We start from the raw sequence: 25,089 nt of genomic DNA on the forward strand, positions 1-25,089 counted from the left end.
CCCCCTTACCGCTCTCTCCTTGTTCCAGGGCTGAATACTTGATACGCCATGCGCTATGGCTCCCGGACAAGAGGTTGTTATGACAGATTCTTTCGTGGTCGCTAAATTTGGCGGCACCAGCGTGGCGGATTTCGACGCCATGAACCGCAGCGCCGATGTCGTCCTGGACGATAGCCAGGTCCGCCTGGTGGTACTTTCCGCCTCCGCTGGCATCACTAACCTGCTGGTGGCGCTTTCTGAAGGGCTGGAAGCGACCGAGCGCTTTGTAAAACTCGATGCCATCCGCAAAATTCAGTATGACATTTTAGAGCGCCTGCAACATCCTGCGATTATTCGTGAAGAGATTGACCGCCTGCTGGAAAATATCGCCACGCTGTCTGAAGCCGCGTCCCTTGCGACCTCAACCGCGCTGACCGACGAACTGGTCAGCCATGGCGAGCTGATGTCTACCCTGCTGTTTGTCGAGATCCTGCGCGAGCGTCAAGCGCAAGCGCAGTGGTTTGACGTGCGTAAAGTGATGCGCACCAGCGACCGTTTTGGCCGCGCCGAGCCGGATGTGACCGCGCTCGCTGAACTCTGCGCACAGCAACTCGCGCCGCGCCTGGCGCAAGGGCTTATCATCACACAAGGGTTTATCGGTAGCGAGGCCAAAGGCCGTACCACGACGCTTGGCCGCGGCGGCAGCGACTACACCGCAGCGCTGCTGGGCGAGGCGCTGAAAGCGCGCCGCGTGGATATCTGGACTGACGTTCCCGGTATCTACACCACTGACCCGCGTGTTGTACCCGCCGCGAAACGCATCGATGAAATCGCCTTTGAAGAGGCGGCAGAAATGGCGACCTTCGGCGCGAAAGTACTGCACCCGGCGACGCTTCTCCCAGCCGTGCGCAGCGACATTCCGGTGTTTGTCGGCTCCAGTAAAGATCCGAAAGCGGGCGGCACGCTGGTGTGCAATAAAACCACCAATCCACCGCTGTTCCGCGCGCTGGCGCTGCGCCGTAAACAGACGCTGCTGACGCTCCACAGCCTGAACATGCTGCACTCGCGCGGCTTCCTCGCGGAAGTGTTCAGCATCCTGGCGCGCCACAATATTTCGGTTGATCTGATTACGACCTCGGAAGTGAGCGTGGCGCTGACGCTCGACACCACCGGCTCGACCTCGACCGGGGACACGTTGCTGACGCAGGCGCTGCTGACTGAGCTGTCGTCACTGTGCCGCGTGGAAGTAGAAGAAAATCTTGCGCTGGTGGCGCTGATTGGCAACAACCTGTCGAAAGCCTGCGGGGTGGGCAAAGAGGTGTTTGGCGTGCTGGAGCCGTTTAACATCCGCATGATTTGTTACGGCGCGTCGAGCTACAACCTGTGCTTCCTGGTCCCGGGCAGCGACGCCGAACAGGTTGTCCAAAAGCTGCACCAGAATCTCTTCGAGTAAATCAAAAAATGGCCTGACACTGTCAGGCCATCACCGTTTCATACAGCAGCTTATCTAACAGACTCGCCTGCCCTTTTTCGCTGAGAGGCAGCTCAGGCGGCGTCTCGCCGCGCGCCAACTCCGCCGCGATGAAGGCGTGTATCCGGGGCATCGGCATACCGTACTGCGCCTCGCCCGCGCGCTGCTTGATCGCCAGCAGGTCATCTATCTCTGCGCGCAGCAACGGATCGTTTACCGTCGCGTCCAGCAGTTCAGCGAAACGCATCGGCGGCGCCCCCTTGCCCGCTTCCACCCAGCGTACCGCCAGCAACGGGCGCAGCACGTAGAAATATTTTTTCAGCCGCACCGTCTCGCTCTGTAAATAGCTGTGGAAGTTTTTACGCGCCATGGAGTAATAATGCCAGCGCGCCCGCTCCGCGGAAAACCACTGCGGCACCAGGTCGCGCAGCGCGCCGATAGCGGTTTCATTCTGCTGATAGACTATCGGCGAGTCGAGCCACTCGATAAGCGTCGGGTTCGCCCGCTTAAGCAGCCCGAGCGCCTTGCGCCACTCCCAGCCGCAGACATCAAGCGTATCGTCTATGGGCAGTTCGATGACGTCGCGCGGCGCATCCACCCGCAAGTACCACTCTCGCGGATGAACATAGAGAAAGCGCACGTCGTAGTCGCTATCCGGCGAGGCAAAGCCCCAGCCCCGGCTGCCGGATTCACAGGCGTAAAGCACTTTCACGCCATATTTTGCTTCCACATCTTTTAATACCTGCCGCACGCGCTCGCGTGTGGTGGCGTCTACCCCGTTGAGCTCCATCCTATTTCCCTACTTTTATCCTTTTACGCACACGACCTGACGCAGCGTATGCACTATTTCCACGAGCGACGATTGCGCGGCCATCACCGCCTCGATGTCTTTATACGCCATCGGAATTTCGTCAATCACATCGCTGTCTTTACGGCACTCCACGTGCGCCGTGGCGCGAATTTGGTCTTCCACCGTGAAGCGTTTTTTCGCTGCCGTTCGGCTCATGGTACGACCCGCGCCATGGCTACAGGAGCAAAAGCTCTCTTCGTTACCGAGCCCGCGCACGATAAAGCTTTTCGCGCCCATCGACCCCGGAATGATCCCCATCTGCCCTTTCTGCGCTGATACGGCCCCTTTACGCGTCACCAGGATCTCTTCACCAAAGTGCGTCTCTTTTTGCACATAGTTATGGTGGCAGTTCACGGCTTCCTGCTGCGTCATGAACGGTTTGGTGATAATGGAGGACAGCGCCGCCAGCACGCGGGTCATCATCACTTCACGGTTATGCCGGGCGAAATCCTGCGCCCACTCCACTGCCTCAATATAATCGCCGTAGTGCTGACTTCCCTCTTCAAAATAGGCCAGGTCACGGTCCGGCAGGTTCGCGATATGGCGCTGCATATCTTTCTGGGCAAGGCCGATGAAATGGGTGCCGATGGCGTTACCTACGCCGCGCGACCCGCTATGCAACATCACCCACACGCGCTCCTGTTCATCAAGACAGATCTCAATAAAGTGGTTACCCGTACCGAGCGTTCCCAGGTGCTGATAGTTATTGGTTTTCAACAGGTTTGGATATTTATCGGTGATGCGTTTGAAGCGCGGCGCCAGGTGCGCCCAGTGTGTATCCACTTCCTGCGGCGCGCGGTTCCACGCACCTTTATCACGCTGACCGTGACCAACAGTACGGCCATGCGGCACCGCCTGCTCGATGGCGCTACGCAGCCCACTCAGGTTATCAGGCAGATCGCGCGCAACAAGCGAGGTGCGCACTGCAATCATCCCGCAACCAATATCCACGCCCACTGCCGCCGGGATAATCGCCCCTTTGGTCGGGATCACGCTGCCGATGGTTGAGCCTTTACCCAGATGTACGTCGGGCATAACCGCCAGGTGCTTGAAGATAAAAGGCATCTTCGCCGTTTTCATTAGCTGTTCACGAGCTTCCGGCTCCACCGGCACGCCATGGGTCCACATTTTTACCGGCGCGCCGTTGGCCTGCGCCAGTGTCTGATACGTGTTCTCGTTCATGCTTATGCTCCTTTAATCTGTACCAGCCCCTGCAGCACCTGATCCAGGCCACCGAAGACGGAGATCTTATCGATACGTTCCGCCACTTTCTCCAGGGTTTCGAGTTCTTTCAGTCGCAGCGCGACCGGATTGTTTTCCATGACTTTCGCGGTGTTCAACAGCGAACGCGTCGCGGCGGTCTCTTCACGGCGGCGGATAACATTCGCCTGTGCGGCTTTCTCCGCCTCCACCAGCCGCGACAAAATGGTTTTCATGTCACCCGGCAGCACAATGTCCTTCACGCCTGTTGATGCCACTTCAATACCAAACGGCGCCATGCGTGCGGTCACCTGCGCACCCACCACATCGTCGATCACCTGTTTATTTTCCAGCAATTCGTCGAGCGTGCGGGTACCGACCGCCTCGCGCAGCGCAAACTGCAATTCACGGTACAAATGCTCCAGCGGTTTGGTGAGCTGGCTGTATGCCTGCAACACGTCCTGATAACGCCAGTTCGCGCCCAGGTTAATGCGCAGGTTCACTTTATCTTTCGTCAGGATCTCCTGCCCTGCCACATCCATCGCCTGAAGACGTGTATCGACCACTTCCGCATCAACCAGATGGTTAATTTTCCAGTAGGCGCTTAAGCCTGCCGGCAACAGCGGCTGGGTCACGCCATCGATTTTCAGCACGCCGACGTGCCAGGCCGGCACGTTGACGGTAAGGATAGCGTCGCGCCCTTTCACCGCCGCATCGCGGCCACGCGGCTGCAACACCGCATTCATGATATCCGCTGGCACATGTACGTCCTGGGTATCCATATGCACCGCGCGCAGGCTATCACCGTCGCGCCAGAAAAGACGCCGCGCGCCAGGGGGGATGATTTCCACCAGCACATTGTTGCGCCAGAGCGCCGCCGTTTCGTTATCGGCGGTATCGACCGTCAGGCAATACTGCGCCACCCAGTCTGGCTGAAAACGGCGCAGATAGTCGGCAAGCTCCGGCGCCACGTCGCCGCTACTGATATCGACCACGGTCACATCCGGTTTGTTAAACCACGGCAGGCGATGCTCGCCCGCTTCCAGCACCTGATAAAAGTCGCCCTGTTTTGCCAGTAAACCTAACTGGCCTTTACGAATCGTCACGTTGTTATTCATTTTTTTTCCTTGTTGTTTTAGCTGACGCGAATAACGGCGCGAAGCGAAAGGGGGAATCAACCGCTACTCTGGTTTTTTCTGCCTGCCGCCCGGCGCCGTTACCGGCGTCAGGGTGTGGCGGTCGTTAACAACCCGACCACCGGGGTACTGCTGATAACGTTTCTCTGGGAGGAGAAAATCACATTCAGGAGTCGAACCTGATAAACCGACAGTTTTCCAAGTCATGTCACTGGCGGAACGCCCCCTGGATAACGTATTACCGTTCCCGGTGCGCCGGCGGGGTCTTTAGCCCCTGCATATCCAGTGTGCTGACGAGATAATCTTTGCCAGAAGCGTGCCAGTTTTAGTTAAGGAAAAAATAATTATTTAATTACTTGATTTTAATAGGTTAAATTTTTTTAACCTGCCGCGACGGGTAGCCTGAAAAGCGTTATGATTTATCTTTAAATATCGTTATTTATCTTTAAGGATAAACAATGCAGAAACGTCGCGTGGTGATTGGCATATTGGGTACGGTGCTGGACCGGCGGGGTAAACGCGCCAACCGCTGGACGAAATGGCGGCCCTCTGTTGCGCTGTGCCAGCAGCCGGGCTTGCCTGTCGATCGCTTTGAACTGCTGCATCAGGCGCGCGACGCGTCGCTCGCAGAGCGGGTGGCGGAAGATATCGCCGTCGTGTCGCCCCACACCGACGTGCGCACGCATACCGTGGTGATGAACGATCCGTGGGATTTTGAAGAGGTCTACGCCGCGCTGCTGGATTTCGCCACGCGCTATACGTTTGATACCGACCACGAAGAGTATCTGGTGCATATCACCACCGGCACGCACGTGGCGCAGATCTGCTGGTTCCTGCTGACCGAGGCGCGCTACCTGCCCGCCTCGCTCGTCCAGACCAGTCCGGGACGTGGCGAAGAGCCAGAAGAAGAAAAAGCCGCCGGAACGGCATCGGTTATCGATCTCGATTTAAGCCGCTACGCGACGCTCACCAGCCGCTTTCAGCGTGAGCAACAGCAGTCGGTCTCTTTCCTGAAATCTGGCATCGACACCCGCAACGCCACCTTTAACCGGCTGATCGACCAGATCGAGCGCGTGGCGCTGCGATCGACCGCCCCCATCCTGCTGACCGGCCCAACCGGCGCAGGCAAATCCTTTCTCGCCAGGCGTATTTTTGCGCTGCGCCAGGCGCGGCATCTGGTTAAGGGGCGGCTGGTCGCGGTGAACTGCGCGACGCTTCGCGGCGATAACGCAATGTCGACGCTGTTCGGCCATGTGAAGGGCGCATTTACCGGCGCGCAACAGGCGCGGCCCGGTCTTTTGCGCGAGGCGGACGGCGGCGTGCTGTTTCTTGATGAGATAGCCGAACTGGGCCTTGATGAACAGGCGATGCTGTTAAAAGCGATTGAAGAGAAAACCTTTTTCCCGTTTGGCTCAGATAAAGAAGTGCAGAGCGATTTTCAGCTTATCGCCGGTACGCACCGCGATATGGCGACGTGGGTCGCTGAAGGGCGTTTTCGCGAAGATCTCTATGCGCGCATTAACATGTGGGCCTTCGCGCTGCCGGGCCTCGCCGAGCGCCGCGAAGATATCGCGCCAAACGTGGAATATGAACTGCAACGGTTCTGCGCGCAGCAGCAAACGCTGATCCGCTTTGATAAATCTGCCCGTGACGCCTATCTCGCTTTCGCCTGTTCGCCGCAGGCGCGCTGGCCGGGAAACTTCCGCGAACTCGGGAGTTCGGTGGCGCGTATGGCGACGCTTGCCGAACAAGGACGCATTACCGACGCGCTGGTCGAAGAAGAAATTGTGCGACTGCAAGCGAGCTGGCAGCCACTGACCGCCCCCGCCGCGCTGCCGGTTGACCCGGCGACGCTTGACCTCTTCGACCAGGATCAGCTGGCGGCGGTGATAACCGTGTGCAGACGCAGCGCCTCGCTCTCGGAAGCCGGACGCGCGCTATTCGCCGTCTCTCGCCAGAAAAAAGCCAACCCCAACGACGCTGACCGGCTGCGCAAGTATCTGGCACGCTTTGGGCTGAGCTGGGACCAGGTGAAAGCGCCAGAGTGAAGGCTTTTCATCATAATTCGTTTGAATAACGTTTCTTCACGCGATAAACAATACCTATGGCCGGGCTCGATCCCGGCCTTTTTATAACAACACAACACCACATTCTCCCCCTGAATTTCGCGTGGCGAAACAGACCACTGTGCGCAAACGACGGGGTATCAAGGAAAATAAGATGCTCGCAACACTCACCCGGCTGTTCCCGCTCTGGGCGCTGCTGCTCTCGGTTATGGCGTATTACACGCCGACAACGTTCACCCCCATCGGCCCGTGGGTCAGTACGCTTTTAATGCTGATTATGTTTGGCATGGGCGTTCATCTGAAACTGGACGACTTCAAACGCGTGCTGTCACGCCCGGCACCCGTCGCGGCAGGGATTTTCCTGCATTATCTGCTGATGCCGCTCGCCGCCTGGCTGCTGGCGATGTTGTTTCATATGCCGCCCGATCTCTCGGCGGGCATGGTGCTGGTCGGCAGCGTCGCGAGCGGAACGGCCTCCAACGTAATGATTTATCTTTCGAAGGGCGACGTGGCGCTGTCGGTAACTATCTCGTCGGTTTCCACCCTGGTAGGCGTGTTCGCCACCCCGCTGCTGACGCGCCTTTACGTGGACGCCCATATTCAGGTGGACGTGATGGGTATGCTGGTGAGCATTCTGCAAATCGTCGTTATCCCCATTGGGCTGGGGCTGATTGTGCATCATCTTTTCCCACGCCTGGTGAGGGCCGTAGAGCCCTGGCTGCCGGCGTTTTCGATGGTCTGCATTCTTGCCATTATCAGCGCAGTGGTAGCCGGCTCAGCGTCGCATATCGCGTCCGTCGGCCTGATGGTGATGGTGGCGATTATTCTGCACAACAGCATCGGGCTGCTCGGCGGTTACTGGGGCGGACGCCTGTTCGGCTTTGATGAATCGACCTGCCGGACACTCGCTATTGAAGTCGGTATGCAGAACTCCGGGCTTGCCGCCGCCCTCGGTAAACTCTACTTTTCGCCGCTCGCCGCGCTGCCCGGCGCGCTGTTTTCGGTCTGGCATAATCTTTCCGGCTCGCTGCTGGCAGGCTACTGGTCCGCAAAGCCAGTAGACAGCCAGAAGGAAAAGGCTCGGCGTAAACGTCAGGCCTGATAAAATAAGCCCGGCAAAACCGGGCTTATTTACTGTGTTGCCTGCGGCGTTGCGTTACACTGGCAGCTCACACCTCCAGGAGTCGCCACGATGTCCCTGCCCCGACTGACCCAAAAAGAGATGACCGAAAGCGAACAGCGCGAGTTAAAAACCCTGCTCGACCGCGCCCGCATCGCCCATGGCCGCCCGCTCAGCAATTCTGAAGCGAATCACGTAAAGAAAGAGTACATCGACAAACTCATGGCACAGCGCGAGCTGGCCGCGAAAGAGGTACGCAAACAGAAAAAAGCGAAGGCTTATAAGCCTGACCGCGAGGCGACATTTTCGTGGTCCGCCAGTACGCCGGTGCGGGGCAGACGTTAATTGCGGGATGTCATCTGACGCAGCCCAACGCCATCAGGCGGGCTGCCAGACCAGCCGCCTCTTTGCGCGTTCCTGCTGCGATTCTCCGGTAACGATATTGATATCACGCCCCAATTACATCAGGCACGTCAGCATTTTGGTTTCGCTAATCCCGCGGAACTGGCCACGCAGAAGCAGCGATAATTTAGGCTGCGTGATCCTAAGCAGACGCGCCGCTTGCTGCTGCGTTAAACCGCAGCTTTGCCGGATATCGCTTATCGCCATTGCCTGCTGGGCTTTAAGCTGTATCTCTTTAGCATCACTAAGCCCAGGATCCTCATAAACATTGCCGCTACTGCGTTCCGTTTCAGTTGCCATTTCTCGGCCTGGTTTTCAGAGATTACTCCTCCAGCCGCTCTTCATCCTCGTCCGGCTGTTCCAGAATGCTGTAGGCCACAGCGCAAAAGAGCGAGTTAAGGCGTTTCATGTCGCCAAGCAGCCCCAGATGTAGCGAACTGGTTTCGATACTCTGCACGTTTTGCTGATGTAGCCTGTCCACATGCGCATGGGCGTAGCGGCGGTTCAGAATGCGAAAACGGTGCTTATAGCGCCGCAAACGGCGAGCGCTCGGCGCATCGCCTGCGAAAAAAACCGACAGGCTGAGCTTCAGGTTGGCAGTTAACTGGGCGAGCAGCGTATCCAGCTCTTGCACGCCTTCTGGCGAAAACGCGCGGCGCGCGGCCAGCGATTTATCCGCTACCTCGCTGCCCATGCGCTCAAGGATATCCGCCGCCTGTTCAAGGTTAAGCGACATTTCAATGATTTCCGCCCAGCGTTTCGCCTCATCCTCCGCCAAGTATTCTTTTGGCATTCGCGCCATGTAGAGTTTGATGGCGGTGTAGAGCACATCAACATCGTCAGCAAGACGCCGCAGCACCTTCTCCTGCCGTGGTTCGCCATGCATCACCTTGCCGTATACCTCCAGCATTTGCTCCAGCACATCACCGATGCGCAGCGTTTCGCGCGCAGCGTTGGCAAGCCCGAGCGCGGGCGTATCAAGCGCGCTTGAATCCAGGTGGCGGGGCTTCATGCGCAGATCGGTTTCTGGCGAGTCCGGGATGATGCGCTGGCAAAGCCGCGCCATCAGGCCAGCAAAGGGCACCATGACCAGGCAGCGGATAAGGTTGTAGAACACGTGGAAATAGATGACCAGCTCTGATGCCGCCACGGGTAGCGTATGCAGCGTTTGCGCCAGCAGATGCACGAAAGGCAGTACCATCAGGCTGCCCACCAGCTTAAACAACAGGCTACCGAGCGCCACCCGCCGCGCAGCCGGGCTGGCAGTGCCGTTATTAAGCATTGCCAGCAGGCCCGAGCCTAAGTTCGCGCCGATAACGAGACAAAGTGCCACTTCAAAGGAGATAACGTCTGTGGCGGTGAGCGTGGCGGTGAGCAACACCGCAGCCAGACTCGAATAGCTGATGACCGCAAACACGGCGCCAATCAGCGCGTCGAGCATAAGATCGCCCGTAAGCGAAGCGAAAATGACCTGTACGCCAGAGGCGTTGGTGATAGGCGTGACGGCCTGGACTATGAGTTCCAGCGCCTGGAGAATCAGCCCAAGCCCAATGGCGACGCGACCCAGTTGTCCGGCGCGGCTCTGTTTACGGCCAAGGAAAAAGATAACGCCGATAAAAATCAGCAGCGGCGAGAGCCACGAGAGGTCGAAGGTCAGCACGCGCGCCATAAGCGCCGTCCCGACATCAGCGCCAAGCACAATGACCAGCGCAGGCGTGAGCGCCACCAGATCCTGCGCCACGAACGAGGTGACCAGCAGCGTCGTCGCGTTACTGCTTTGCACCAGCGCCGTCACGCCGATACCGGCGCAGAAGGCGAGCGGTTTTTTCTCAACGCTGCGGCTAAGCACGCTTCTTAAGCGCGCGCCGAAGACGCGCATGACGCCGGTACGCACAATGTGGGTGCCCCATACCAACAGCGCCACGGCAGAAAGCAGGTGTAACAGCGTTAACACGGCTTCTCCTTACAGTGAGGGTTCCATAGCGTCGTGAGACGAGGCGCGTCAACGTGTTATCGCCCTCGTCTGTCATCATTATAAGAGGTTAATGGGAGGAAGTCGGCGGGAGGGTGATTTATGGCGGGTGCGCTGCCCTTACCCGCCCTACCAATCCATCCAGCGAATTTTATCCGGTGTAGGGTGGGTAAGCGCAGCGCACCCACCGGCGTACAGAGGCAAGCGTCTGGCCGTCGGCGGCGAAGCCAGGTGGCGCACGGACTGCACGCAGCGAGGGGAGCGTACACGTAGTACGTCACCCGAGTGAGTACAGCCCAGGCGTAAGATGGCGAGTAAGCCAGGCCAGGAGGGTGAAACTACTCGGCGTCGTAGCCGAGGTTCGCCGCCAGCCACCGTTCTACGTCACTTACGCTCATGCCTTTGCGCTGCGCGTAATCCTCCACCTGGTCACGCTGGATTTGCGCCACGGCGAAATATTTGCTCTCCGGGTGGCTGAAATACCAGCCGGATACCGACGCGCCAGGCCACATGGCATAGGATTCGGTGAGCTTCATGCCGATGCGGTTTTCCACATCAAGCAATTGCCAGATAGCCGCTTTTTCGGTGTGCTCCGGACACGCGGGGTAACCCGGCGCCGGGCGGATACCCTGGTAATTTTCGCGGATAAGCTCTTCATTGCTGAGATTTTCATAGGGCGCATAGCCCCACAGTACTTTGCGCACGCGCTCATGCAGATATTCGGCAAAGGCCTCCGCCAGACGATCCGCGACCGCTTTCACCATGATTTTATTGTAATCGTCGTGCTGTGCGTCAAAGGCCGCAGCCAGCGTATCTTCCTCAAGCCCGCCGGTCACGGCGAACGCGCCAAGGTAATCGGCTTTACCGCTGTACTTCGGCGCCACGAAATCCGCCAGACAGTAGTTGGCAAAGCCCACTTTCTCGGTCTGTTGACGTAAGTGATGACTCACTGACAACACATGCGTGCGCGTCTCGTCGCGGTAGATTTCGATATCATCGCCAACGCGGTTCGCCGGGAAGAGCCCCACCACGCCGCGCGGTGTCAGAGATTTATTGGCGCTTAAGGTATCGAGCATCTCGTTGGCGTCTTTAAACAGGCGCTGCGCCTCTTCACCCACGACTTCATCTTCCAGAATGCGAGGGTATTTCCCGGCCAGTGACCAGGTCATAAAGAACGGCGTCCAGTCGATGTAATTACGCAGCGTGTCGATGCTCGCCACGACGTCTTCCACGCCCAGCCGGTGCGCTACAGGCGGTGTATAGCTCTCCCAGTCGAAGGCCAGATCGTTTTCGCGCGCGGCGGCGAGCGTCACTGGCGGCGTACGCGGTTTTTTACGCGCATGCTGGATGCGCACGGTGTCGTACTCTTTACGGGTGCGCGCCACGAAATCATCGCGCAGCGTGTCAGACAACAGCGATGAAACCACGCCAACGGTGCGCGAGGCGTTCTGCACATAAACCGTCGGCCCGCTGTAGTTCTGCTCAATTTTCACCGCCGTATGCGCTTTTGACGTGGTCGCGCCGCCGATAAGCAATGGCAGCGTAAAGCCCTGACGCTCCATCTCTTTCGCCACGTTGACCATCTCATCGAGCGACGGCGTGATAAGCCCGGAAAGCCCGATAATATCGGCGTTCTCTTCGCGGGCGGTTTTGAGGATTTTATCGGTCGGCACCATTACGCCGAGATCGATAATCTCGTAGTTGTTGCATTGCAGCACCACGCCGACGATGTTTTTGCCGATGTCGTGCACGTCGCCTTTTACGGTCGCGAGCACGATTTTACCGTTACTCTTCCCGACCTCTTTACTCGCCTGAATATACGGCTCCAGGTACGCGACCGCCTGTTTCATCACACGTGCCGATTTCACGACCTGCGGCAGGAACATTTTGCCTTCGCCAAAGAGATCGCCGACCACGTTCATGCCGTCCATCAGCGGCCCTTCAATGACCTGAATAGGACGTTCCGCCTGCTGGCGCGCTTCTTCTGTGTCCTGTTCGATAAATTCGGTGATGCCTTTCACCAGCGAATATTCGAGGCGCTTTTTCACGTCCCACGAGCGCCACTCCGCCTGCTGGGTATCAGCCGCCGCATCGCTTTTGCTGCCACGGTATTTCTCCGCCAGCGCCAGCAGGCGTTCGGTGCCATCGTCGCGACGGTTGAGGATGACATCCTCTACTGCATCACGCAGCTCCGCCGGGAGATCGTCGTAAATCGCCAGTTGCCCGGCGTTAACGATCCCCATGTCCATGCCGTTGCGAATGGCGTAATAAAGGAATACCGCGTGGATCGCCTCACGCACCGGGTCGTTGCCGCGAAACGAGAACGACACGTTCGAGACGCCGCCGGAGATAAGCGCGTGCGGCAGTTCCCGTTTGATGTCCTCACACGCGCCGATGAAGTCCTGCGCGTAGTTGTTATGCTCATCGATGCCCGTCGCCACGGCGAAGATGTTTGGGTCGAAGATAATGTCTTCCGGTGGGAAACCGACGTCTTTGGTGAGGATGTTGTACGCGCGGCGGCAGATCTCGATTTTACGCTCGCGCGTGTCGGCCTGGCCCACTTCGTCAAAGGCCATTACGACCACCGCCGCCCCATAGCGGCGTACCAGTTTCGCGTGATGAACGAACGCCTCGACGCCCTCTTTCATCGAAATGGAGTTCACGATGCCTTTGCCCTGGATACACTTCAGGCCTTTTTCGATCACCTCCCATTTGGAGGAATCAATCATAATCGGCACGCGGGCGATATCCGGCTCACCGGCAATCAGGTTGAGGAAACGCACCATCGCCGCTTCGGCGTCGAGCATCCCTTCATCCATGTTGATATCGATAATTTGTGCGCCGCTTTCGACCTGCTGACGCGCGACATCCAGCGCCTCGCTGTATTTCTCTTCTTTGATGAGGCGTTTGAATTTGGCAGAACCGGTGACGTTGGTGCGCTCGCCGACATTCACAAACAGCGACTCATCGCCGATATTGAGCGGCTCAAGGCCCGCCAGACGGCAGGCGACCGGCACATCCGGGAGCGGGCGTGGTGGCAGGCCTTCTACCGCGCGGCTCATGGCAGCGATATGTTCCGGCGTGGTACCACAGCAGCCGCCGACGATATTTAAGAAGCCCGACTCCGCCCACTCGCGGATCTGCGCGGCCATGACGTCAGCGTCCAAGTCATATTCGCCAAAGGCGTTTGGCAGACCCGCGTTAGGGTGGGCGGTGACATAGCATTCCGCGATGCGTGACAGCTCCGCCACGTACTGGCGCAGCTCATCGGGGCCGAGCGCGCAGTTCAGGCCAAAGGTTAGCGCGTCGGCGTGGCGCAGCGAGTTATAAAACGCCTCGGTGGTTTGCCCGGAAAGCGTGCGCCCGGAAGCGTCGGTAATGGTGCCGGAAATCATGACAGGCAGCTCAACGCCCAGCGCTTCAAATTCAGCCTTCACGGCGAAAATCGCGGCCTTGGCGTTGAGGGTGTCGAACACGGTTTCAATGAGAATAAGATCTGACCCGCCCTCAATGAGCGCGCGAGTTGATTCGCGATAGGCATCCACCAGTTGATCAAAGGTGACATTTCGGTAAGCCGGGTCGTTAACATCAGGAGAAATGGAGGCTGTACGGTTAGTGGGCCCTAACACACCTGCTACATAGCGGGGCTTATCCGGCGTGCGCGCCGTCCATTCATCCGCACAGGCGCGCGCCAGTTTCGCGGCCTCGTAGTTGATCTCCGCCGACAACGATTCCATCTGGTAATCCGCCATCGCGATGGTGGTCGAGTTGAAGGTGTTGGTCTCGATAATATCAGCGCCCGCTTCGAAGTAGGCGTAATGAATAGCCGCGATGATGTCTGGCTTTGTGAGCACCAGCAGATCGTTATTACCTTTAAGATCGCACGGCCAGTCGGTAAAACGCTCGCCGCGGAAATCATGTTCATCCAGACGATAGCTCTGGATCATAGTGCCCATACCGCCGTCCAGCACCATAATGCGTTCAGCTAATTGCTGGCGCAGCTGTTCAAATTTGCTACTCACATAGGCTCCTGATACTCGACTCAACCCTGGCCGGAAAAGCCAGCAAACCATACTGGCACAAAGCGATCGGGCGGGAAAGGCACGCGGCGGCAACTTGAGACATGTTCATAATTGACTCCTCCGATGAGTTGCCTGCTGGTTGCATTATCGCCAAATAAAACGAAAATGATTTCCACGATACAGAAAAGGAGGCCGATATGGTCGCTCCCGTACCCGCCAAACGTGGCAAAAAGCCCCGTAACGCCACTGCCGCCGCCGCGCCGCAGGCGACGGGCCAGGTGCAGTCGCTCACGCGCGGCCTGAAGCTGCTGGAGTGGATCGCCGAATCACAAGGCAGCGTGGCGCTGACCGAACTGGCGCAACAGGCCGGACTGCCGAACTCCACAACGCACCGTTTGTTAACCACGATGCAGCAGCTCGGTTTTGTGCGTCAGGTGGGCGATCTCGGCCACTGGGCTATCGGCGCGCATGCATTTATTATCGGCAGCAGTTTTTTACAGAGCCGCAACCTGCTGGCGATTGTGCACCCTATCCTGCGTAAGCTGATGGAAGACTCCGGCGAAACCGTGAACCTCGCGGTACTGGATAAGAGTGACCATCAGGCGATTATTATCGACCAGGTACAATGCACACAGCTGATGCGCATGTCTGCGCCTATTGGCGGCAAGCTGCCAATGCACGCCTCCGGCGCCGGCAAAGCGTTTTTATCGCAGTTGAGCGATGACGACGTTTCCGCGCTGTTGCACCGTCAGGGGCTGAAAGCCTATACGCACGCGACGCTGGTTGCGCCGGCACACCTGAAAGACGATCTCGCCCAGACGCGCAAACGTGGTTATTCGTTCGATGATGAAGAGCACGCGCTTGGCCTGCGCTGCGTAGCTGCCTGCATTTACGATGAACATCATGAGGCGTTTGCCGCCATTTCGATTTCCGGCCCAATTTCACGTATCACCGACGATCGCGTGACTGAACTGGGGGCGCTGGTTATCCGGGCGGCGAAGGAAGTGACGCTGGCATATGGCGGGACGCGTTAAGAGGCGTTTGCCGGGTCGTGGCTACGCCTTACCGGGCTTACCAGATGTGCGTTAACTGAAAAGGCCGGGAGCCGCTGCACGCACATCCGGCCCGTCTTTTAGCCCTCGTTCACCCCGGTACGGAAACGGCACGCTCGGGGTGGGCGATCTGGCCTTGCCAGCGCACGCAAAACCGCTGCCTGCGGCGGTAGGCATACACATCCTCCACATGCCCTTCACGAATGCGCGTCTGTAGCGCACGCCAGTAGCTGGCGCTGAACAGATCGCTGTGCATCTCCTCAAAGAGCGGGCCGATTTTCGGGTCGGCGCAGAGCCAGTGGCGAAACTCTTCCGGAAAGACATCGCCGGGGGCAACGCTGTACCAGGGTTCGGCGCTAAGTTCATCCTCCGGGTAGCGCGGCGGCGGAATATCGCGGAAGTTCACCTCGGTCATGTAGCAGATCTCATCATAATCGTAGAAAACTACCCGTCCGTGGCGCGTAACGCCGAAGTTTTTAAACAACATGTCGCCTGGGAAAATATTCGCGGCGGCGAGCTGGCGGATGGCATTGCCGTACTCTTCGATAGCATCGCGCAGCTGCTGGCCCGTCGCCTGCTCAAGCCACAGGTTGAGCGGCACCATTCGCCGTTCAATGTACAGATGGCTGATAGAAAGCGCGTCTCCCAGGTCCGTGAGCTTTTGGCCGACTTCCTGTTGCAGGAGCGCCATCAGCGCCGGGTTGATATGCCGCTTTTCAATAACGAAATTCTCGAACTCCTGGGTGTCTGCCATGCGTCCGACGCGGTCATGCTCTTTAACCAGCTGATAGCAGGCGCGCACGTGCGCTTCGTTCATCTCTTTTTGCGGGGCGAAACGGTCTTTGATGACTTTGAATACGCGGTCAAACCCCGGCAGCGTGAAGACCAGCATCACCATCCCGCGAATGCCCGGCGCCTCGATAAACTGCTCATCGGCACGGCGCAGATAGTGTAAATATTCACGGTAGCTTTCAGTTTTGGCATGTTTCTGACAGCCGATCGCCATATAGAGCTCCGCCGTGGTTTTACCGGGCAGAATTTCACGCAGCCACTCCACCAGGGCGGCGGGCAGCGGCGCGTAAACCATAAAATAGGAGCGGGCGAAACCAAAAACGATGCTGGCTTCGGCACTGACCGTCAGACAGGTATCGACAAACAGTTCGCCCTCATCGCTGCGGTGGATCGGTAACAGAAATGGCAGCGTGGCGTCGGGCAGTCGGAGTTTGCCCACAAGCCAGGCAGCTTTATTGCGATAAAAGAGCTCGTTCGCCACCTCAAGATGCGCCTGCGCGAGCCGCTCGGGGCCAAGCGTTTCTGTGAGATGCGCGATGATATAGCCAACGTCGCGCGCCAGATTCTGCCACGGCAGACGCAGCGGGAGATCGCCAAGCAACGTGGTCAGCAGCGGTTGCCAGCCGTGTTCCGGGAAAAAGCGCTTCGCCAGCGGGCGCGCAATGGTTCGAAAGCGTCGCTCCGGCTGAGAGCTGAAAATAAACAGCCGCTCCGGCGTCAGCGAACGGTGATCGTAGAGACGACAATACACGGAGTTAAAAAAACTTTCGGCAATTTCGAAGCGTGGATAATCAGGAAGCAGATCGGTGTAGTGGCGCTTTACGCGCAGCAGGAAACCGGCATCCGTGGCTTTGCCTTCCATAATGCAGCGCAATTGCTCTACCACTAACCCGACATGGTGATCGTAAAGGTGGATGCGGCTTTTCATTGCCTGCTGAACGGCGTGCCAGTCGGCCTGCTCAAAGCGATGCTGCGCGCCAGCGGTGATTTCCAGAAAGCGGCCATATTGCGCGTCAAACCCTTGCAGGATGGTTTGCGCGATGAGTAGTTCCAGTCCACGCGGCGGCATAGGCGGCTCCGTGTGCGAAAGTAAAAAGCGGTGATCATCGTGACGAACGACGGCGCGTCGCCCCCTTATTCTGGCCCTCTCCCCGGCGGGGAGAGGGAAAAGGCAGCGTTGCGGGTTGGCCCCCTCAGAACTGCGCTTCTTCGGTCGAGCCGGTCAGTGCCGTCACGGATGACACGCCGCCCTGAATAATGGTCGTTACATTGTCAAAGTAGCCAGTGCCCACCTCCTGCTGGTGGGAGACAAAGGTGTACCCCTCTTTACCCGCAGCGAATTCCGGCTCCTGCACTTTCTCAACGTAATGCCGCATCCCCTCGCCCTGCGCGTAAGCGTGGGCCAGGTCGAACATGTTGAACCACATGCTGTGAATACCGGCGAGCGTGATGAACTGGTATTTGTAGCCCATCGCTGACAACGATTCCTGGAATGAGGCGATGGTGCTGTCATCCAGCTTTTTCTTCCAGTTGAAGGACGGCGAACAGTTATACGCCAGCAGTTTGCCGGGGAAACGCGCATGGATGGCCTCAGCGAAGCGTCTTGCCTGGTCGAGATCCGGCGTGGAAGTTTCACACCAGACCAGATCTGCATAAGGCGCATAGGCGAGCCCGCGGCTAATGGCCTGTTCGACACCTGCACGAGTGCGGAAGAAACCTTCGCTGGTGCGCTCACCGGTGATAAATTCGCTGTCGTACGGGTCGCAGTCGGAGGTGATGAGATCCGCCGCGTCAGCATCAGTGCGCGCAATCAGAAGCGTCGGGACGCCCATAACATCCGCTGCGAGCCGCGCCGCCACCAGTTTTTGGATCGCTTCCTGGGTGGGAACCAGCACTTTGCCGCCCATATGACCGCACTTTTTCACCGAGGCGAGCTGATCTTCAAAATGCACCGCCGCCGCGCCCGCTTCGATCATCGATTTCATCAGTTCAAAGGCATTTAACACACCGCCAAAGCCTGCTTCGGCATCGGCAACGATCGGCAGGAAATAATCGACATAGCGCGGATCGCCAGGTTCAATACCCGCCGCCCACTGGATCTGATCGGCGCGACGAAACGTATTGTTGATCCGCTCCACCACTGCCGGTACCGAGTTTGCCGGATAGAGCGACTGATCCGGGTACATGCTGGCGGCAAGGTTTGCATCAGCCGCGACCTGCCAGCCGGAAAGATAGACTGCTTCAATGCCAGCCTTCGCCTGCTGCAAAGCCTGCCCGCCCGTCAGCGCGCCGAGGCTGTTGACGTAGCCTTTTTTGGATTCACCGTGCAGGAGCCGCCACATCCGGGCGGCACCGAGCTGCGCCAGCGTACACTCCGGGTTGACCGAACCGCGTAATTTCACCACGTCCTGCGCACTGTACGGACGGCGAATGCCTTCCCAGCGCGGGTGTGTCCATTCCTGCTCTAACTGCTGAATTTGTTGGGTACGTGTTGTTGTCATGGCAGATGCTCCGTTTTGTTATGGTGTAGGATCAGGCCAGCAGGCGGTAGCCGGGCAGCGTCAGGAAGTCGATCAATTCATCGGACGTGGTGATTTGCTCCATCAGGCGAGCGGCCTCGTCAAAACGGCCATGGCTGTAACGTTGCTCGCCAAGCTCTTCCTGAATTACGCGCATTTCTTCGGCCAGCATCTGGCGGAACAGATCTTTAGTGACCTGTTTGCCGTTGCTGAGGGTTTTCTGATGATGGATCCACTGCCAGATGGAGGTACGGGAAATTTCCGCCGTCGCGGCGTCTTCCATCAGGCCATAAATAGGTACGCAGCCATTGCCGGAAATCCAGGCTTCAATGTATTGCACTGCCACACGTATATTGGCGCGCATACCTTCCTCAGTACGCTCACCGGGGCACGGCTCCAGCAGCTGCGCGGCGGTAATGGGCGCATCCTCTTCCCGCAACATATGTAGCTGATTTTTACGCTCGCCCAGCGCGCGGTTGAACACGTCCATGACCGTATCGCCCAGGCCCGGATGAGCAATCCAGGTGCCGTCATGCCCGTTCGCGGCTTCGAGTTCTTTATCCGCCTTCACTTTGTTGAGCACCCAGTTATTGCGCTCGCTCTCTTTGCTGGGGATAAATGCGGCCATGCCGCCCATCGCGAACGCGCCGCGGCGGTGGCAGGTTTTGATGAGCAGCCGTGAGTAGGCACTGAGGAACGGTTTATCCATCGTGACCGACTGTCTGTCCGGAAGCACGCGATCGGGATGGTTTTTCAGGGTTTTGATGTAGCTAAAGATGTAATCCCAGCGGCCGCAGTTGAGCCCGACGATATGATCGCGCAGCGCATGGAGAATTTCGTCCATCTGAAAAACCGCAGGCAGCGTCTCGATAAGCAATGTGGCTTTGATAGTGCCGCGGGGGAGGTTGAAGCGATCTTCGGCATAACTGAAAACCTCGCTCCACCAGGTAGCCTCGCGCCACGACTGGGTTTTAGGCAGATAAAAGTAGGGACCGCTGCCTTTCGCCAACAGGTTTTCATGGTTGTGGAAGAAATAGAGAGCGAAATCAAAGAGGCTGCCGGGAACAGGCTCGCCGCGCCAGGTAACGTGTTTTTCCGGCAGGTGCAGACCGCGAACGCGGCAAACCAGAACAGCTGGATCGGGCTTGAGTTGGTAGATTTTACCCGCCTCATTCGTCCAGGTAATGGTGCCTTTGATGGCATCGCGCAAATTGATCTGTCCTTCGATCACTTTATTCCAGGCCGGCGCCAGAGAATCTTCAAAGTCTGCCATGAATACTTTTACATTCGCATTCAGCGCGTTGATCACCATTTTGCGCTCGACCGGGCCGGTGATCTCGACACGTCTGTCGAGCAGATCCTCAGGAATACCACGAATTTTCCAGTCGCCATCTCTTATGGAAGCCGTTTCCGAAATAAAATCGGGCAGCATGCCGTCGTCGATATCTTTTTGCACCTGCTGACGCGCGGCCAGTAGCGCGTTGCGTTGCGGCGTAAAGCGCGCCACGAGTTCAGTAAGAAAGTCGACGGCTTCCGGCGTCAGGATCTGTCGTTCCTGCTCGCCAAAAGGCTGGCTGAAAGCCAGTTCTGTGGTAATTGCCTGTTGATTCATAGCAGCGCTCCTCGGTTTTTGATCCAAAAAATTCCCATAGCAGGCGCACGCGATCTGTTACGTTCAGATTTCGTACAGCATCATTAAGACTACTCAATCTATTTCCAAAATCAAAAACAATTTCCATTTTTGAATTTAATTCACCATAACCAATTGAATATAAATAAAATAAAGTGATCCATATGAATGAGGCTTATTTCAAAAACAAAAAAGGCACCCGAAGGTGCCTGATGAGGAGTGCTGAAACGCTTAAGGAGCGGATCTGCGAGATTTTATTCGAGCGTCGGGTTCATATGACGCAGATCGTATGGCGTGATTTGATAGACGTAATAGTTGAGCCAGTTCGTAAAAAGGAGATTGCCATGGCTGCGCCAGGTGGCCCGTGGCGTTTTAGTCGGGTCGTCGCCAGGGAAATAGTTATAGGGCACACGCGGTGACAGGCCCGCTTCAACGTCACGAAAATATTCGCCAGCAAGCGTTAAGGCGTCATATTCCGGATGGCCTGTAACAAAGGCGATGCGCTTATCCTTGCTGGCAAACAGATAAGCATCGCCCTCTTCCGATTCAGCAAGGATATCGAGATCGGTGTAGTCGCGGATAAGCGCGGCCGGGAAATCCGCATAGCGCGAATGCGGCGCGAGAAAGGAATCGTCAAAACCTTTAGTCAGCAGGGCGTGTGGCTGCGTGATGTGATGCTCGTATACGCCGGAGATTTTCTCCTGACGCGTCTGTTTTGGAATACCGTAGAGAATGTTTAGCGCCGCTTGCACTGCCCAACAGACGAAAAGTGTGGAGGTGACGTGCTCTTTCGCCCACTCAAGAACCTGCTGAATCTGTGGCCAGTACGCCACATCATTGAACTCGACCAGGCCCAGCGGGGCACCGGTGACAATCAGGCCATCATAATTTTCATCGCTAATGTCGTCAAAATTACAGTAGAAGTTGTTGAGATGCTCGGCAGGCGTGTTGCGTGACTCGCGGCTGTCGATGCGCAGCAGACGAATATCTACCTGCAGCGGCGAGTTGGAAAGCAAACGCAGGAACTGATTTTCCGTTTCGATTTTCTTTGGCATCAGGTTCAGGATCAGCACCTTCAGGGGGCGGATCTCCTGCACGCTGGCGCGTGATGTAGTCATCACAAAGACATTTTCCTGACGCAGAAAACTTACGGCTGGTAACTCATCAGGCACCCGAATCGGCATAACCTTTTCCTCACAACACACGTTTATACGTTTAGACATCCAGACAGCCAACAATAACCAGGAATAGCATTAATGTCGAGCGTAAGGATGAAAGGTGAAAATGTTTCACGGGGAAAGGTCATGGGCAATGGCGATGGGAATGATCACAAGGTGCGGGAATACTGGCTGAGCAACAGCAGCGGAAACCGTGTGAAGCGGCTGTAATGACAGGAGCCGGAAGGTAATGACGCCCCGCAGGCCCGTACCCAAAAAGCAAAAACCCCTCAGCAGTGCTGAGGGGTTCTTTATTTGATGCCTGGCAGTTCCCTACTCTCGCATGGGGAGACCCCACACTACCATCGGCGCTACGGCGTTTCACTTCTGAGTTCGGCATGGGGTCAGGTGGGACCACCGCGCTACAGCCGCCAGGCAAATTCTGTTTCCCGCCGCCTTCCGGCCACAGGATTTATCCGTCACAAGCTGAATTGTCTCTCAACACGCCAGACTTCTTTGGCGTTGTAAGGTTAAGCCTCACGGTTCATTAGTACCGGTTAGCTCAACGCATCGCTGCGCTTACACACCCGGCCTATCAACGTCGTCGTCTTCAACGTTCCTTCAGGAGACTTATAGTCTCAGGGAGAACTCATCTCGGGGCAAGTTTCGTGCTTAGATGCTTTCAGCACTTATCTCTTCCGCATTTAGCTACCGGGCAGTGCCATTGGCATGACAACCCGAACACCAGTGATGCGTCCACTCCGGTCCTCTCGTACTGGGAGCAGCCCCCCTCAATTCTCCAGCGCCCACGGCAGATAGGGACCGAACTGTCTCACGACGTTCTAAACCCAGCTCGCGTACCACTTTAAATGGCGAACAGCCATACCCTTGGGACCTACTTCAGCCCCAGGATGTGATGAGCCGACATCGAGGTGCCAAACACCGCCGTCGATATGAACTCTTGGGCGGTATCAGCCTGTTATCCCCGGAGTACCTTTTATCCGTTGAGCGATGGCCCTTCCATACAGAACCACCGGATCACTATGACCTGCTTTCGCACCTGCTCGAGCCGTCACTCTCGCAGTCAAGCCAGCTTATGCCATTGCACTAACCTCCTGATGTCCGACCAGGATTAGCTGACCTTCGTGCTCCTCCGTTACACTTTGGGAGGAGACCGCCCCAGTCAAACTACCCACCAGACACTGTCCCCACGCCGGATCACGGCGCCAGGTTAGAACATCAAACATTAAAGGGTGGTATTTCAAGGTTGGCTCCACGCAGACTGGCGTCCACGCTTCAAAGCCTCCCACCTATCCTACACATCAAGGCTCAATGTTCAGTGTCAAGCTGTAGTAAAGGTTCACGGGGTCTTTCCGTCTTGCCGCGGGTACACTGCATCTTCACAGCGAGTTCAATTTCACTGAGTCTCGGGTGGAGACAGCCTGGCCATCATTACGCCATTCGTGCAGGTCGGAACTTACCCGACAAGGAATTTCGCTACCTTAGGACCGTTATAGTTACGGCCGCCGTTTACCGGGGCTTCGATCAGGAGCTTCTCTTGCGATAACCCCATCAATTAACCTTCCGGCACCGGGCAGGCGTCACACCGTATACGTCCACTTTCGTGTTTGCACAGTGCTGTGTTTTTAATAAACAGTTGCAGCCAGCTGGTATCTTCGACTGACTTCAGCTCCACCCGCAGGGGCTTCACCTACATGTCAGCGTGCCTTCTCCCGAAGTTACGGCACCATTTTGCCTAGTTCCTTCACCCGAGTTCTCTCAAGCGCCTTGGTATTCTCTACCTGACCACCTGTGTCGGTTTGGGGTACGATTTCGTGTTACCTGATGCTTAGAGGCTTTTCCTGGAAGCAGGGCATTTGTTACTTCAGCACCGTAGTGCCTCGTCATCACGCCTCAGTGTTAAAGTGAACCGGATTTACCTGGAACACACACCTACACGCTTAAACCGGGACAACCGTCGCCCGGCTAACATAGCCTTCTCCGTCCCCCCTTCGCAGTAACACCAAGTACAGGAATATTAACCTGTTTCCCATCGACTACGCCTTTCGGCCTCGCCTTAGGGGTCGACTCACCCTGCCCCGATTAACGTTGGACAGGAACCCTTGGTCTTCCGGCGAGCGGGCTTTTCACCCGCTTTATCGTTACTTATGTCAGCATTCGCACTTCTGATACCTCCAGCATGCCTCACAGCACACCTTCACAGGCTTACAGAACGCTCCCCTACCCAACAACACATAAGTGTCGCTGCCGCAGCTTCGGTGCATGGTTTAGCCCCGTTACATCTTCCGCGCAGGCCGACTCGACCAGTGAGCTATTACGCTTTCTTTAAATGATGGCTGCTTCTAAGCCAACATCCTGGCTGTCTGGGCCTTCCCACATCGTTTCCCACTTAACCATGACTTTGGGACCTTAGCTGGCGGTCTGGGTTGTTTCCCTCTTCACGACGGACGTTAGCACCCGCCGTGTGTCTCCCGTGATAACATTCTTCGGTATTCGCAGTTTGCATCGGGTTGGTAAGCCGGGATGGCCCCCTAGCCGAAACAGTGCTCTACCCCCGAAGATGAGTTCACGAGGCGCTACCTAAATAGCTTTCGGGGAGAACCAGCTATCTCCCGGTTTGATTGGCCTTTCACCCCCAGCCACAGGTCATCCGCTAATTTTTCAACATTAGTCGGTTCGGTCCTCCAGTTAGTGTTACCCAACCTTCAACCTGCCCATGGCTAGATCACCGGGTTTCGGGTCTATACCCTGCAACTTAACGCCCAATTAAGACTCGGTTTCCCTTCGGCTCCCCTATACGGTTAACCTTGCTACAGAATATAAGTCGCTGACCCATTATACAAAAGGTACGCAGTCACCCTCTTACGAAGGCTCCCACTGCTTGTACGTACACGGTTTCAGGTTCTGTTTCACTCCCCTCGCCGGGGTTCTTTTCGCCTTTCCCTCACGGTACTGGTTCACTATCGGTCAGTCAGGAGTATTTAGCCTTGGAGGATGGTCCCCCCATCTTCAGACAGGATATCACGTGTCCCGCCCTACTCATCGAGCTCACAACCTGTGTGCCTTCGTGTACGGGGCTGTCACCCTGTATCGCCGGCCTTTCCAGACCGTTCCACTGACACACAAGCTGATTCAGGCTCTGGGCTGTTCCCCGTTCGCTCGCCGCTACTGGGGGAATCTCGGTTGATTTCTTTTCCTCGGGGTACTTAGATGTTTCAGTTCCCCCGGTTCGCTTCACAGCACTATGTATTCATGCTGAGATAGTGCAACGAATTGCACTGGGTTTCCCCATTCGGACATCGCCGGCTATAACGGTTCATATCACCTTACCGGCGCTTTTCGCAGATTAGCACGTCCTTCATCGCCTCTGACTGCCAGGGCATCCACCGTGTACGCTTGTTCGCTTAACCTCACAACCCGAAGAAGTCTTCGTGCTGCGAGTTTGAGAGACTCTGACACACCGCGCATTCCTGATTACGGAAGAATGCAACAGCATGTCTGTTTCAATTTTCAGCTTGTTCCGGATTGTTAAAGAGCAAATATCTCAAACATGACCCGCAGGTCAGTTTTGAGATATTAATCGGTAACGCCTTTCACTCATTACCAGCAGGTGGCGTCCCTTAGGGGATTCGAACCCCTGTTACCGCCGTGAAAGGGCGGTGTCCTGGGCCTCTAGACGAAAGGGACTTCGCTTTCGCAG

14 protein-coding genes, 1 tRNA gene, 2 rRNA genes and 1 pseudogene are annotated in these 25,089 nt (G+C 56.8%); 5 read left to right on the plus strand and 13 right to left on the minus strand.

What is annotated here, in order from left to right:
- The first annotated feature begins 79 nt into the window (after positions 1-79).
- Positions 80-1,432 carry a lysine-sensitive aspartokinase 3 gene (gene lysC, locus AFK62_RS17950; RefSeq protein WP_007667624.1) on the plus strand — a complete coding sequence of 451 codons (1,353 nt, stop codon included), beginning with the start codon at positions 80-82 and terminating at the stop codon, positions 1,430-1,432.
- Between the two features lie 22 nt (positions 1,433-1,454).
- On the opposite strand, the gene AFK62_RS17955 is transcribed toward lysC, so the two are convergent.
- From AFK62_RS17955 to AFK62_RS17965, 3 genes are read right to left on the minus strand one after another with little or no spacing between them, the layout of a single operon-like run.
- Positions 1,455-2,240 carry a nucleotidyltransferase domain-containing protein gene (locus tag AFK62_RS17955; protein WP_007667625.1) on the minus strand — a complete coding sequence of 262 codons (786 nt, stop codon included), beginning with the start codon at positions 2,238-2,240 and terminating at the stop codon, positions 1,455-1,457.
- A gap of 15 nt (positions 2,241-2,255) precedes the next feature.
- Complete coding sequence (locus AFK62_RS17960) at positions 2,256-3,482, minus strand: RtcB family protein (RefSeq protein ID WP_007667626.1); 1,227 nt, start codon at positions 3,480-3,482, stop codon at positions 2,256-2,258.
- 2 nt (positions 3,483-3,484) lie between these two features.
- Complete coding sequence (locus AFK62_RS17965; RefSeq protein ID WP_007667627.1) at positions 3,485-4,618, minus strand: slipin family protein; 1,134 nt, start codon at positions 4,616-4,618, stop codon at positions 3,485-3,487.
- Between the two features lie 476 nt (positions 4,619-5,094).
- On the opposite strand from AFK62_RS17965, the gene rtcR reads away from it, so the two are divergent.
- The 3 genes from rtcR to AFK62_RS17980 all read left to right on the plus strand — a co-directional run bounded on the left by rtcR (position 5,095) and on the right by AFK62_RS17980 (position 8,167).
- Positions 5,095-6,684 carry an RNA repair transcriptional activator RtcR gene (rtcR, locus tag AFK62_RS17970; RefSeq protein WP_053532069.1) on the plus strand — a complete coding sequence of 530 codons (1,590 nt, stop codon included), beginning with the start codon at positions 5,095-5,097 and terminating at the stop codon, positions 6,682-6,684.
- A 172-nt stretch (positions 6,685-6,856) separates the two neighbouring features.
- Complete coding sequence (gene panS, locus AFK62_RS17975; RefSeq protein WP_007665245.1) at positions 6,857-7,804, plus strand: ketopantoate/pantoate/pantothenate transporter PanS; 948 nt, start codon at positions 6,857-6,859, stop codon at positions 7,802-7,804.
- Positions 7,805-7,894: 90 nt separating this feature from the next.
- The gene (locus AFK62_RS17980; RefSeq protein WP_053532070.1) at positions 7,895-8,167 is read left to right on the plus strand and encodes a DUF3811 domain-containing protein; all 273 of its coding nucleotides are present in this window, start codon (positions 7,895-7,897) and stop codon (positions 8,165-8,167) included.
- Positions 8,168-8,200: 33 nt separating this feature from the next.
- Here AFK62_RS17980 and AFK62_RS17985 read toward each other — a convergent pair.
- The 3 genes and pseudogenes from AFK62_RS17985 to metH form a co-directional block, all read right to left on the minus strand.
- Positions 8,201-8,524, minus strand: a pseudogene (locus AFK62_RS17985) (helix-turn-helix domain-containing protein).
- A 22-nt stretch (positions 8,525-8,546) separates the two neighbouring features.
- Positions 8,547-10,178, minus strand: coding sequence for a Na/Pi cotransporter family protein (locus tag AFK62_RS17990; RefSeq protein WP_007665249.1), 1,632 nt, complete (start codon positions 10,176-10,178; stop codon positions 8,547-8,549).
- Between the two features lie 356 nt (positions 10,179-10,534).
- Entirely contained in the window at positions 10,535-14,218 is a 3,684-nt protein-coding gene (gene metH, locus AFK62_RS17995; protein ID WP_007665251.1) for a methionine synthase, read from the minus strand.
- 197 nt (positions 14,219-14,415) lie between these two features.
- On the opposite strand from metH, the gene iclR reads away from it, so the two are divergent.
- The gene (iclR, locus tag AFK62_RS18000) at positions 14,416-15,252 is read left to right on the plus strand and encodes a glyoxylate bypass operon transcriptional repressor IclR (RefSeq protein ID WP_007665256.1); all 837 of its coding nucleotides are present in this window, start codon (positions 14,416-14,418) and stop codon (positions 15,250-15,252) included.
- A 109-nt stretch (positions 15,253-15,361) separates the two neighbouring features.
- On the opposite strand, the gene aceK is transcribed toward iclR, so the two are convergent.
- From aceK to AFK62_RS18035, 7 genes are all read right to left on the minus strand, one after another.
- Complete coding sequence (gene aceK, locus AFK62_RS18005) at positions 15,362-17,131, minus strand: bifunctional isocitrate dehydrogenase kinase/phosphatase (protein ID WP_007665260.1); 1,770 nt, start codon at positions 17,129-17,131, stop codon at positions 15,362-15,364.
- A gap of 124 nt (positions 17,132-17,255) precedes the next feature.
- Positions 17,256-18,563 carry an isocitrate lyase gene (gene aceA, locus AFK62_RS18010; RefSeq protein WP_007665263.1) on the minus strand — a complete coding sequence of 436 codons (1,308 nt, stop codon included), beginning with the start codon at positions 18,561-18,563 and terminating at the stop codon, positions 17,256-17,258.
- A 31-nt stretch (positions 18,564-18,594) separates the two neighbouring features.
- Complete coding sequence (gene aceB, locus AFK62_RS18015) at positions 18,595-20,193, minus strand: malate synthase A (RefSeq protein ID WP_007665264.1); 1,599 nt, start codon at positions 20,191-20,193, stop codon at positions 18,595-18,597.
- Between the two features lie 272 nt (positions 20,194-20,465).
- Positions 20,466-21,395, minus strand: coding sequence for a homoserine O-acetyltransferase MetA (gene metA / locus AFK62_RS18020; protein ID WP_007665265.1), 930 nt, complete (start codon positions 21,393-21,395; stop codon positions 20,466-20,468).
- A 293-nt stretch (positions 21,396-21,688) separates the two neighbouring features.
- Positions 21,689-21,804, minus strand: a 5S ribosomal RNA gene (rrf, locus tag AFK62_RS18025).
- A 90-nt stretch (positions 21,805-21,894) separates the two neighbouring features.
- Positions 21,895-24,799: ribosomal RNA gene (locus AFK62_RS18030) — 23S ribosomal RNA — on the minus strand.
- A gap of 201 nt (positions 24,800-25,000) precedes the next feature.
- Positions 25,001-25,076: transfer RNA gene (locus tag AFK62_RS18035), tRNA-Glu, on the minus strand.
- Positions 25,077-25,089 lie beyond the last annotated feature (13 nt).

It is taken from the genome of Cronobacter condimenti 1330, from assembly GCF_001277255.1.
Classification (GTDB): domain Bacteria; phylum Pseudomonadota; class Gammaproteobacteria; order Enterobacterales; family Enterobacteriaceae; genus Cronobacter; species Cronobacter condimenti.